We start from the raw sequence: 12,285 nt of genomic DNA, 5'->3' as shown, positions 1-12,285 counted from the left end.
GAACAAAAAAGGGCCAGCGATTGCTGACCCTGTATAGTTTTAAATCAAGAATGGTTAAAGTGCTTTAAAAATAGACTCAACACTTTCTTTCGCATCACCAAATAGCATTGATGTATTTTCTTTGAAGAACAGTGGGTTCTGTACTCCTGCGTAACCAGTGTTCATTGAGCGCTTGAATACCACTACGTTTTTCGCGTTCCATACCTCCAATACGGGCATACCAGCGATTGGGCTGTTCGGATCTTCCAGTGCGGCTGGGTTGACCGTATCGTTAGCACCGATAACCAATACGGTATCGGTTTCTGCAAAGTCATCATTGATTTCATCCATTTCAAGAACGATATCATACGGTACTTTTGCTTCAGCGAGTAACACATTCATATGCCCCGGTAGACGACCCGCTACTGGGTGAATCCCAAAGCGAACTTCAATACCTTGTGAACGAAGTACATCAGTAATTTCATGAACAGGGTATTGTGCCTGAGCTACTGCCATGCCATATCCTGGAGTGATGATTACTGATTTTGAGTTCTTCAACATCTCTGCAACTTCTTCAGCCGTTGTTTCACGATATTCGCCCTGCTCTTCGTCACCTGAAATCACTATCTCTTGACCAAAACCACCGGCAATAACACTGATAAACGAACGGTTCATTGCTTTACACATGATGTAAGAAAGAATCGCACCTGATGAACCTACCAAAGCACCTGTTACAATCAATAGATCATTTGCGAGCATGAAACCTGCTGCCGCTGCTGCCCAACCTGAGTATGAGTTCAACATAGAGACAACAACTGGCATATCAGCACCACCGATTGAAGCGACTAAATGGTAGCCGAATGCGAACGCGATCAAAGTCATCACAATAAGAGCGAACATGCTGCCATCTGCTTTTACGAAGTAGATCATAAGAAGCGTAGAAATAACAACCGCTGCGAGGTTCATTTTGTGCTTATGAGGCAGGTTAAGTGGCGACGAAGAAATCACACCACGCAGCTTACCAAATGCGACAATTGAACCGGTGAAAGTTACGGCACCGATGAACACACCCAAGAATACTTCTACAAGGTGGATAACATGCTCAGCATGTGTTGCTGCTTCTGGCGCATCTAGGTAACTGTTGTAGCCAACTAAAACCGCAGCTAAACCTACAAAGCTGTGTAGAATCGCAACCAGTTCTGGCATCTCGGTCATTTCTACTTTCTTCGCATAGAAAATACCGATCGCACCACCTATCGCCATCGCGATAATGATCCAACCAAAACCTTGCGCATCTGGGCTAAAGATCGTCGCTATCAGCGCGATCGTCATACCAGCGATACCGTAGTAGTTACCATTACGAGCAGACTCTTGCTTTGAAAGTCCCGCCAAACTCATGATGAAAAATAATGCAGCAACAATGTAAGCTGCTTGTACTAATCCTGCAGACATTGTGACTCCTATTTATCTTTGCGGAACATTTCAAGCATACGCTTGGTGACGGTGAAACCACCGAAGATATTGATACTCGCGATCAATACGGCAATAAAAGATAGGAATGAAACGACGCCATTACCTTGTCCAATTTGCAGTAATGCACCAACGACAATAATGCCAGAGATAGCATTCGTTACTGACATTAGTGGAGTATGAAGTGCATGGGTAACATTCCATACTACGTAGTATCCGACAACACACGCTAGAACAAATACAGTAAAGTGAGAAAGAAACGCCGCTGGAGCAACCGATGCTACCCATGCAAAGGCTCCAACAGCCGCTGCCACACCAATAATTTTCTTCGTTGGAGACGTAGGTTCTTCTACTTTAGGCTCTGGCTTCACAGGCTGTTCTTGTTTCACTTGCGGCTGAGCTGAAACCTGAATTGGTGGCGCTGGCCAAGTAACTTCACCTTCTTTCACCACGGTAACGCCACGGATAACAACATCTTCAAAATCAATATTGATGTTGCCATCTTTCTCTTTACACAACAGTTTTAGAAGATTGACAAGGTTTGTCGCGTAAAGCTGAGAAGATTGTGTTGGCAAACGACCAACCATGTCAGTGTAACCAACAATTTTTACGCCGTTATCCGTCATGATAACTTGGTCTTTCACTGTATATTCACAGTTACCGCCATTAGCAGCTGCCAAGTCGACAATTACACTGCCCGCTTTCATGCTGTCGACCATTTCTTTGGTGATCAACTTCGGGGCAGGTTTACCAGGGATGAGCGCGGTCGTAATAATGATATCAACATCTTTAGCTTGCTCTGCGTATAACTCTGCCGCTTTTTTGTTGAAGTCATCAGACATTTCTTTTGCGTAGCCATCCCCAGAGCCAGACTCTTCTTGAAAGTCAACGGTCAGGAACTCAGCGCCCATCGATTCAACTTGCTCTTTTACCTCTGGGCGAACGTCAAACGCACGGACAATAGCACCTAAGCTACCTGCAGCACCGATAGCCGCCAAGCCAGCGACGCCAGCACCCGCAACCAATACTTTCGCTGGAGGTACTTTACCGGCAGCCGTAATTTGACCTGTAAAGAAACGACCAAACTCATGAGCTGCCTCAACCACTGCACGATAACCAGCGATATTAGCCATCGAAGATAGCGCGTCTAAGGCTTGTGCACGTGAGATACGAGGAACGGAATCCATGGCAAGAACGTTAATGTTCTTACTGGAAAGTTGTTCCATCAACTCAGCATTTTGAGCCGGCCAAATAAAGCTAACCAGTGTTGCTCCATCTTGCAGTAACGCAATTTCGTCAATGCCTTGCTCATCATCCACAATTGGCGCATTAACTTTTAAAATAAGGCCAGATGCCCAAACTTCTTCACTAGAAACGATTTTCGCACCAGCTGCTTCATAAGCGGCATCATCGAAACTCGCTAGCACCCCCGCTTGGGATTCAATCGCGACATCGAATCCCAATTTTATTAACTGCTCAACCGACTTCGGCGATGCAGCCACTCGCGATTCACCCGCGAGTATCTCTTTAGGTACACCGATTTGCAAAACGCATACTCCTTGTATACATATCAATAAATTAGTCCCAAAACAGAGCGTCGCTCTACTCTAATTCTTTTTTATTTCTATCTGTTTACCACGCAAGACAATTGCAAACGAAAGATGATGTTTGGGGACACCCATTTGCACAATAACACCTTGACTAACAGCCCTGTTATTATTCTGTTTGTATCGAACGCGTCTCATTACTTCAAGTGTTTTGTAATTTAAATACTAAATTTCATTACATATAACGCTAAGTAATGAATGATTGTCGCTCTGTGCACGAAAAATAACAACGCAACACCGTACTAGACTGAGGTCTAACCAGGTAACGATTAAATACTGACTTAACAGAGATTTAAGCGTTAAAAAGAAAGAGCCACTAGCATATACACTAATGGCTCTTTTTAAGATGACTGGAATCAAATTGCAGTAAATTGCTAGTCGAAGATTTTATCGCCCATTTGATCAATAAACATTTGAGATTTCTTCAACATAAGGTCATTGGCATCTTGCTCTGAGCCAAGTAAATCGGAGCGAATAAACCGATGTGTTTTCACTTCATCATTGTCATGCTTTTCTATTCGACCAGCGATGCGATATTGTCCGCCCTCTGAAAGGCTCTCTGGGTAAATAAAGAAACCTTTATACTCAACTGGCTCGATAGTTTTAGCTTCAGCGGTTTTCTCACTACCACCAAACAAACGCGAAAAAAATCCCACGATTCCTCCTTGGGTCAACTCACTAGTCAACTGAGCGACTCTTACTTGATATTAACGTTAAGGATCGGTTTTTCATACCAATCCAACTCTTTGTCATCATCATAACTAGTATGGGAAAAAATTACAGGCACATCATACTCTCGGTTCTTACGCCTGTCTTCTTTCACCATTTCTGCGGCGTTTTTCACCGCTATATCCGCGCTTTGCTTAAACTGGCTTAATTTTTGTTCAGGAAGTGAAGACAAAAAATCAATATCATGACGGATATAGACAGGCTTGAGCTGGATAAGCGCAAGGCAAGCAATATCGGCTAACTGTTCGTTGTCATACTGTTCTAAAAATTCGGGCAAACTGAGAACCTGGCCTACTAATGTTTCCATGTAATTGTGCACATCTGAGCTTATCTGCATCTGTAAATCTCCTTTTTCCTATGAAATGAGTATAGCAACGACTTGTTTATAACAACTTATTGATTGCTCTTAATTTAATCAATCTCTCTCTTTTTGCCGTAATGTCTTCCAAAATACTTGGGAAAAGGAACAAATAGACGTATTCTTGCTAGTTCTCAAAGTTCGAAATTCAATAACGGATAAATATCCATATTGATAAAACGATTTACCTAACCAATTATATAGTCAACTATTTTCAGGCAGTTTGTAATAGATGTCCTCATCGTCAATGACTTCATCAGGCTTCAGATTCTTATTCCCTTTTTTGCTACTGGGCATAGTGAGTTCGGGCATGGACAGCATTATTCAGATGACTCAGGCAAACTGGGGCATTGCCGCAAACTTGCCGTACATACTATTAGGTTGTGCGCTACTCCTTTGTTATTCATTTAAGCAAGGCAGAGAGTCCATGGTGTGCTTGGCAATGTTGCTAGCCTACTTCGTGATACAGCACCGCCTACAAGTCCCGCTTCAAAGTGGTACCGCTTTACTTGAGCTAACCATTTTAGCCACGTTACTTCCTGTCTCGTTTCTTACGGTATTTTTGTTTAGTAAAGAAGGTTTTGACTCTAGAGCCATGTTGACTTACATCTTGATGTTAGCAATGTTCGTTCTTTGGTCTTATCTAACGCTAGCATATTACGTTGAAGGAGGGTTTGAACAATGGACAAGCGGTATTTTATTTATTGTACCGACGGTCTCTAAACTGCCTTTAATTCTTGTTTTATATTGCGTGGGTATTGTCTGTTTTCTTGGAATCCTTGTTTTAAAGAAGAATGAAATTATCCATGCGATGACCTACTCTGCCATGGTATTGGCGTCTGCGACGTTCATTTTCTTTGATGTGCAGTACATATCAAGCACCATGTTTACGCTAACAGGGCTGCTTATCATTATTTATGCCGCTTCCGCTAGCCATCAACTGGCTTTCACCGATAGCCTAACGCTGATTCCAAGCAGACGTGCACTTGATCTCGATCTAAAACACATGGGTAAGAAGTTCACGATCGCAATGCTTGATGTTGACCATTTTAAAAAGTTTAACGACACCTACGGTCACGATACTGGTGATGACGTTCTAAAAATGGTCGCTTCGCGCCTCACTAAAACCCCAGGCGGCGCAAAAGTTTATCGATTTGGCGGAGAAGAATTTACCATCGTTTTTAAAGGCAAATACGCTGACGAATGTAAGAACTTTTTGGAAGAAGCTCGCAAATCGATTGCAGAATACGAGATGATATTACGCGATGAAGAATCTCGCCCTGAGAACCATAAACAAGGACAAAAACGTCGTGGTAGCAACAGTTCGAAAAGAAAGTCGGTTTTTGTTACCGCAAGTTTCGGAGTTGCTGATAGCCGGAATGGGCAAGCTCCTCTGGACGTTATTAAATCAGCGGACGAAGCACTTTACAAAGCGAAAAAGGCCGGACGTAACTGTATAAAGCTTCGTTAGACCCTCACCAATCGTGAAAGTTAACAAGCTTGTCTGGGTTTACAACAAAACCGAACTTCCCCATCAGCATAATAACTGCAATCATCGTTGCCACTATCCCGATGTTATCTATCTAATCAAAGGTATAAGGTATACGCCCGATTGCGACATTCCGTTCGAACTGTGTTGCCTATCTTACTTTGAGTTAGCTTTAAAACAACCACCAAAAAGTGACAACGCAACAAAAAGAGTGACATTCATAAGATTTTGTTTTTAAAAAGAATTGACCACAGTATGTGTGTTTCTTCCCAAAGACTTCGAGGTATATAGTGCTTTATCAACGGTTGCATACAAGTCTGATTGCACTTCTTTCCCTGTCGGTTGAAAAACAAAAACACCCTGTGACACTGTCACTCTATTTGACACACTAGAATACTCATGTGGGTAATCGAGAAAATACATAGCCTCTTGTATACGCTCGGCTTCTCTTTCTGCTGTTTGAGTGTCGGTACACCCTAGCAACACGACAAACTCTTCTCCACCATATCGACCTACATATTCCCCAGAGCGACAAAAAGTAGCCTTGAGTTGATTCGCAATCGCTTGCAAGCAACGGTCGCCCTCAATATGACCGTAATTATCATTAAACGGTTTAAAAAAATCGACGTCCAATAGAATCAAAGCCATTGGCATATTGTGACGGCCATGCCATGCAACCATCGATTCCAACTTATGGTCGATATAACGGCGGTTATAGAGTTTGGTTAGGCCATCTTCATTCGCTTGTTGAGTCAAAAGTTGATTAACTTGCTCTAATTGAGCTGTCGCTTGCTTAAGCTCTCGTCTCATATGAGCAATACGCTGCATTGCGATAAGTTTAGAGTTCAGTACCAGTTTATCTACCGGCTTAATTAAATAGTCATCACCGCCCGCATCTATGGCTTTAGCAATCATTTCTGGCTCTTCGTGACTACTCAAGAAAATAATTGGGATCCAATCCGGAAACGTTTCTCTTATATGAAGAGAGACTTCAAAACCGTTCATATCTGGCATTGATATATCGAGTAACACCAGTTCCGGATCAAAACTCTCGTAGGTATTTAACGCCTCTAGTCCACTACCTACGGCTTTTACAATATGTCCAAGTTGCTTTAGACGAATAGCCAACTGCATCCTGTCTAGCTGAACATCGTCAACCAGAAGGATTCGCATCGATGTCCCTGTCGGTTGCATAACGCGTTCCATTTTTAATTATGTCTTTATTAAACATATACCATACTCATAGAGTTGTTGCATTCGACTCATAATTAAGTGCTATATTTTTGTTTGAATATCACGGAATCCATTGCATAAAGCAGTTAGACTGGACGTTACCCTATCTAATCATGGCCTGTGAGCAGAAGTTCAACAAACTCATTCACTTTGGTCATCTTGCGGACTAATGGGTATAGCTATTTGATGCATTTGGTATTAATATTCCCGCCTTTTTGTAATGAGAGACACACCATGTCAGAAGCAACTAACAGCGAAAGCAAAAAAATCGATCTAGCCAGCATTTCTCCAGAGCTACGTAGAGTTATCGAATTTGACGAAGTTCCAGAGCAAATGTTCGAAATGGTTACCTCTATCCATGAAGTGTCTGAAGAAGCGGTACGTGAATCATGGGACGAAATGCCAGCAAGTGCACAGAACATTCTAGACAACTTTGAACAGTTTCATGCTCTAGTTTCTGTAGGCCAAGCATTCGCTGGTATTAATGTGATGGAAGAGTTTCCGACTCTTAATCTGCCAGAAAACATGACAGATGAAGATAAAGAAGAATACCGTGCTCAACTACTTGATAATGTGCTTCACAACTGTGTGAAAGACATGGTTAAGCAACTTAAGAAAGCACGCCGTGACCCACTTCTTAAGCGTGAATTCAAAGAAGTATTCGCGAAGTAATTCCGACATTCTTCTAGTAACAAAGGCCGCACTTTGCGGCCTTTTTTGATCATGAAGCGTAAATCAGTCTAAACGGTTAATGAGGCGCTAGTGCCATATCTTTTTGTGTCACACTGACACCTTTAATTTGTGCAAAAACACGGCTACCAACTTTTAGGTTGAGATCATCAAGGGCCCACGGTGTGATCGTTGCCCACAAATAACATTTCTCGTCTAGCTTGAGTGATACATTAATACTCTGCTTGTCATCGGCTGCGTTAAACGCCTCAATGGAATCGACAATAGCAGGCAAAATATTTCGAATCGACGTCGCCTTGGGTTGCTCGAGCGTGATAGAAACGTCGTTGGCACGCACTTGCAAGCGTATTGGCGTGTCTGGTGTTCCGTCAATCTTTTGCACCCACAGGAATACATTAGGTGCAAGGCTGATACAAGTCAGTGCATAACGTTCATGATGTTCAGCAATCCGGCCTTCAAATAAGCTGCTTTGATCTGAGAAAGATTGCCATGGACGCATAGCATGAGAAGCCCACACTTCCTCAAGCTTACCTGAACTCGAAATTTTACCTTGGTCAATAATTGCAAGGTGCTGAGCAAGCCTTAAAATTTCCTGGAGACTGTGTGTGACATAGATAATAGGAATATTTACCTTCTCCGACAACTCCTCGAGAAAAGGCATTACCTCACGCTTTCTTGGCATATCGAGTGAGGCAAGTGGCTCATCCATCAAAAGCAAATTGGGCTTAGATAGCAATGCGCGCGCAATCGCAACACGTTGCTTTTCACCACCAGAAAGTGATACCGGAAAGCGCTTTAGTAACGGTTTGATAGATAAGAGTTCGGTGACTGCATCAAAATACTCGTCATCTTTTTCTTTAACGCCATATAACAAATTGCCTTGAACTGAATAGTGAGGAAACAAACGTGAATCCTGAAACACATAACCAATACCACGCTTGTGCGTTGGTAGGTTGATTCCCTGTTCACTGTCAAACAAAACATGCTCACCAACCGCAACATACCCTTGCCTTGGAGTGACCAATCCGCTGATGATGTTAATCAACGTCGTTTTACCTGCACCAGATCGTCCAAACAAGGCACTAATTCCATTACAGGGTAACTTAAGTTTGATGTCGAAGTCTGTCTCACCAAGCATTTGTTTAAATTGGACTTTAATCGTCATTGCTTCGCACCCAATCTGCTTGCCGCTTTACGATTTAGCCATTCAGAGATCATTAATGTAGACAAGGCTAACGCGATAGAAATGATACACAGACGAGCCGCCTGCATTTCTGCACCTGGCGTTTCAATAAAGTTGTACATTGCCAGCGGAATCGTTTGGGTCTCACCCGGAATGTTAGAGACGAAACTGATCGTCGCCCCGAATTCGCCAAGACTACGAGCAAATGACAGCATCGTGCCCGTAATAATTCCGGGAATGGTCAGTGGTAACGTGACGGTGAGAAACACTTTTAAAGGAGAAGCGCCTAACGTAGAGGCCGCGTGCTCCAATTTAGGGTCGACGCTATCTAAGCTTAAGCGTACTGAACGAACCATCAAAGGCAAAGCCACGACAATACAAGCGACTACTGCCCCTTTCCAATTAAAGCTAAATACTACCCCTAAGTTTTCATAGAGCCACTTTCCAAGGAACCCTTGTCGTCCTAAAGAAATCAACAATAAATAGCCGATTACCACTGGCGGCAATACCAGTGGTAAATGAATTAAGCTATCGAGAATCGATTTACCAAAGAACGTTTTTCGAGAAAGTAGCCAAGCAAGAAAAACGCCGAGAGGAATCAGCCAAAGTACTGCGTACGCGCCTACTTTGAGGCTTAACATTAAGGCTTGGTATTCCAGTTCTGTCACGCTTCGTTCCTATAATTGAAGGCCGGTTTATTGCTGAAAGCCATATTGAGCAAAAACGCGTGCGGCTTCGTCCGATTTTAGGTACTGGAAGAACTGCTCCGACTCAGTAGAATCATTCACAATTGCAGCCGGGTAAACAATAGCCGCATGCGTATCACTCGCAAATTCGCCGAGAATTTTGACTTTATCAGTTAACTGAGCATCGGTTTTGTAGACCACACCTAAAGGCGCTTCTCCACGTTCAACCAACGCCAAAGCTAAGCGCACATTCTTTGCTGGTGCGACGTGAGTTTGAACCGCTTTCCATACACCCAGTGTAGTCAATGACTCTTTCGCGTACATACCAGCAGGTACTGACGTCGGATTGCCTAAAGCAAGACGATTTCCATGCAATGCCTTCTCCCATGCCTTTGCATCAGAAAAGTTAAATGAGGTTAATTCTGAAGACTGAGGAGCAATCAACACTAAGCTATTGCGCACTAGATTTGTGACATTGTCATGATAAATGACGTCTTTATCGACCAAATAATCCATCCATTTCGTGTTCGCAGAAATGAATACATCCGCTGGTGCGCCATTGATAATTTGTCGAGCGATAGAAGAAGAACCACCATAAACGGGAGTGATAGAAACGTCATACTTTTCTTCAAAGTTTTGCGCGATCTCGTTAATCGCATTCGTCATAGAAGAGGCTGCATACACTTTTAGGTTCGTTGCTGCGTTTGCTGAAAATGAAATGCTTAATACTACCGTAAGGCAAGCATACTGTTTCCATGCTTTCATAGAGATACTCCAATACAAGGCAAGCGAAAGAACAGGTTATTTAAATATAAAGTTCAATCAGTTAATGGGCTATTTAAACAAAAAATCAAGGCGCATATGTTGTTCTATCGCATCTGCGATGCGATTAATGCCTTGCTCCTTTAACTCTTCAAAGTCTTGTTGTTTGATTTGGATGCCGTTTACCCATTCTGATACCAGGCTTAAGACATCTGCCTCGTCAAAGAACCCGTGAAGGTAGGTTCCCATGATTTGGCCACACTCGCTGATCGCCCCCTCCGCTTCACCGGAATTGAATGTAAGAGGTTGCAGGCCCCGTACTTCACTTCGCCCTACGTGGATTTCATAACCCTTTACATTGGCTGTTTTGCCGTTAAGAGAAAGCTGTGCTTGTGTGTTTGTAAGCTGTTTGCTGTTAGTTAGCGTCGTAGTGATATCAAGCAAGCCAAGTCCTTCGCTTTGACCTGGTTGGCCTTCGACGCCGTTTGGATCATCAATCAAGTTTCCAAGCATCTGGTAGCCGCCACAGATACCAATCACTTTTCCACCAAGACGAATATGACGCAAGATATCTTTATCCCACCCCTGGCTTCTTAGATAATCCAGATCGTCTCTGACCGATTTGGTCCCAGGCAAAATAACCAGGTCGGCTTTATCTATTTTTTCGCCTTTACCTACATAACGTAGATTGATGTCTGGATTCAATCGCAGCACATCAAAATCAGTATGATTACTAATCCGGGTTAAAACAGGCACAACAACATTCAGTTTTACCTCAGAGTGCAACTCTTGCTGTGCAGTGATCGCGTCTTCTGCTTCTAAATTCAAACCATGAAGAAAAGGAAGTACACCAAGTACAGGTTTACCTGTTTTTTCTTCTAGCCAATCGAGGCCCGATTGCAATAAACGAATATCACCTCGAAAACGGTTGATAACAAATCCTTTTACTCGCGCTTGTTCAGATTCAGAAAGTAACGCAAGTGTTCCGTACAAATGTGCAAACACTCCACCACGATCAATATCAGCGACAATGATCACTGGTACATCAGCGGCCTCAGCAAAACCCATGTTTGCAATATCGCCTTCTCGTAGATTGATTTCAGCAGGACTCCCCGCACCCTCGATAATGATCGAATCAAATTCTTGAGTCAGACGAGAGAAGGAATCTAACACCGTATCCATCGCCACTTTCTTGTAATCATGAAAGCCAGCCGCATCCATATTGGAAATCGCCTTACCCTGCAAAATGATCTGAGCACCTGTATCACTGTTAGGTTTAATTAAAACCGGATTCATATGTACAGTTGGCTCAATATTACACGCCTGTGCCTGAACGGCCTGTGCTCGACCTATTTCACCGCCATCTTTGGTTACCGCACTATTTAGTGCCATGTTTTGTGGCTTAAATGGGGCAACATTTATCCCTTTTCGTGCTAATACACGGCATAAACCTGCCACAAGGACACTTTTTCCGGCATCCGAAGTGGTGCCTTGAACCATTAAAGATGGGATCGCTGATTTCATGAATGTTTGTAAGGAATAGAGGAAGATGAACAATCATAACGTCATCGTCCCCACTTACTCAAGCAAATGAATAGAATATGAATGTTGAAATCATCATTGGTTCAAACAAGCCCTGTTTTAATGACCCCATCAAAACAAACCGATGAGGATGTAACATGAAAAAGAATACAATTATCGCAACAATCGCCGCCTTAGCTATTGCTCCTTCTATCGCGTTCGCGAAAGATAACGCTCAAAACCAATCAAACTTGCAGTTTAACGGTCCTGTCACTGTGGAAAAATTGGATGCCTTGCTAAACGACTCCAATATGTTTACTGAAAAAGATGTGGTCGTTGAAGGTAACTTATTGCGTCAAGTTCGCGCGGATAAGTTTGTCTTTAGCGATGGTTCCGGTGAAGTGATGGTCGAACTCGATGACGATATTCAGCTAAATACTCCGATTGATCACACGACTAAAGTCCGTCTGTTTGGCGAATTTGAAGGCGGGAACAAACCAGAGATTGAAGTCGAACAACTCGTGGTCATGTAAAACAAACCCCGATTGTTGTGCATATCAACATGATGTAGTGACGAT

12 protein-coding genes are annotated in these 12,285 nt (G+C 42.9%); 3 read left to right on the top strand and 9 right to left on the bottom strand.

The annotated features are described in order from the left end of the window. Nucleotides 1-54: 54 nt before the first annotated feature. The 4 genes from pntB to R7P35_RS03815 all read right to left on the bottom strand — a co-directional run bounded on the left by pntB (nt 55) and on the right by R7P35_RS03815 (nt 4,122). Nucleotides 55-1,431 carry a Re/Si-specific NAD(P)(+) transhydrogenase subunit beta gene (pntB, locus tag R7P35_RS03830; RefSeq protein WP_005376248.1) on the bottom strand — a complete coding sequence of 459 codons (1,377 nt, stop codon included), beginning with the start codon at nt 1,429-1,431 and terminating at the stop codon, nt 55-57. An 8-nt stretch (nt 1,432-1,439) separates the two neighbouring features. Continuing rightward, a complete protein-coding gene (locus R7P35_RS03825; protein WP_054575447.1) occupies nt 1,440-2,996 on the bottom strand; it encodes a Re/Si-specific NAD(P)(+) transhydrogenase subunit alpha in 1,557 nt (518 codons plus the stop codon). A gap of 434 nt (nt 2,997-3,430) precedes the next feature. Further along, nucleotides 3,431-3,712 (bottom strand): HlyU family transcriptional regulator, encoded by a 282-nt coding sequence (locus R7P35_RS03820; protein ID WP_017634616.1) that lies wholly within the window; start codon nt 3,710-3,712, stop codon nt 3,431-3,433. A 41-nt stretch (nt 3,713-3,753) separates the two neighbouring features. Beyond that, nucleotides 3,754-4,122, bottom strand: coding sequence for a late competence development ComFB family protein (locus tag R7P35_RS03815; protein WP_005376241.1), 369 nt, complete (start codon nt 4,120-4,122; stop codon nt 3,754-3,756). Between the two features lie 253 nt (nt 4,123-4,375). Between R7P35_RS03815 and R7P35_RS03810 the strand changes: the two genes are divergently transcribed. Then, on the top strand, nt 4,376-5,614 hold the full coding sequence (locus R7P35_RS03810; RefSeq protein WP_025998618.1) for a sensor domain-containing diguanylate cyclase: 1,239 nt from the start codon (nt 4,376-4,378) through the stop codon (nt 5,612-5,614). A 252-nt stretch (nt 5,615-5,866) separates the two neighbouring features. Here the strand turns inward: R7P35_RS03810 and R7P35_RS03805 are convergent, their stop codons facing one another. Further along, nucleotides 5,867-6,826: a diguanylate cyclase gene (locus R7P35_RS03805; protein ID WP_017634619.1), complete on the bottom strand. Its 960-nt coding sequence runs from the start codon at nt 6,824-6,826 to the stop codon at nt 5,867-5,869. Nucleotides 6,827-7,099: 273 nt separating this feature from the next. On the opposite strand from R7P35_RS03805, the gene R7P35_RS03800 reads away from it, so the two are divergent. Continuing rightward, nucleotides 7,100-7,537: a DUF3069 domain-containing protein gene (locus R7P35_RS03800; RefSeq protein WP_054865313.1), complete on the top strand. Its 438-nt coding sequence runs from the start codon at nt 7,100-7,102 to the stop codon at nt 7,535-7,537. Nucleotides 7,538-7,613: 76 nt separating this feature from the next. Here R7P35_RS03800 and modC read toward each other — a convergent pair whose 3' ends face one another. From modC to R7P35_RS03780, 4 genes are all read right to left on the bottom strand, one after another. Continuing rightward, the gene (gene modC / locus R7P35_RS03795) at nt 7,614-8,720 is read right to left on the bottom strand and encodes a molybdenum ABC transporter ATP-binding protein ModC (protein ID WP_005388041.1); all 1,107 of its coding nucleotides are present in this window, start codon (nt 8,718-8,720) and stop codon (nt 7,614-7,616) included. Further along, the gene (modB, locus tag R7P35_RS03790; protein WP_064376841.1) at nt 8,717-9,406 is read right to left on the bottom strand and encodes a molybdate ABC transporter permease subunit; all 690 of its coding nucleotides are present in this window, start codon (nt 9,404-9,406) and stop codon (nt 8,717-8,719) included. Before modB ends, modC begins: the two co-directional genes overlap by 4 nt. A gap of 27 nt (nt 9,407-9,433) precedes the next feature. After that, a complete protein-coding gene (modA, locus tag R7P35_RS03785) occupies nt 9,434-10,189 on the bottom strand; it encodes a molybdate ABC transporter substrate-binding protein (RefSeq protein ID WP_136976386.1) in 756 nt (251 codons plus the stop codon). A 69-nt stretch (nt 10,190-10,258) separates the two neighbouring features. Continuing rightward, complete coding sequence (locus tag R7P35_RS03780) at nt 10,259-11,710, bottom strand: cobyric acid synthase (RefSeq protein ID WP_213904500.1); 1,452 nt, start codon at nt 11,708-11,710, stop codon at nt 10,259-10,261. Between the two features lie 155 nt (nt 11,711-11,865). Here R7P35_RS03780 and R7P35_RS03775 point away from each other — a divergent pair, with 155 nt between their 5' ends. Beyond that, a complete protein-coding gene (locus tag R7P35_RS03775; protein ID WP_005376220.1) occupies nt 11,866-12,240 on the top strand; it encodes a YgiW/YdeI family stress tolerance OB fold protein in 375 nt (124 codons plus the stop codon). Nucleotides 12,241-12,285 lie beyond the last annotated feature (45 nt).

Origin of the sequence: Vibrio sp. Vb0304, assembly GCF_033338995.1 — a bacterium.
Lineage (GTDB): Bacteria > Pseudomonadota > Gammaproteobacteria > Enterobacterales > Vibrionaceae > Vibrio > Vibrio alginolyticus.
This window is presented reverse-complemented; position numbering and strand designations above follow the sequence as displayed.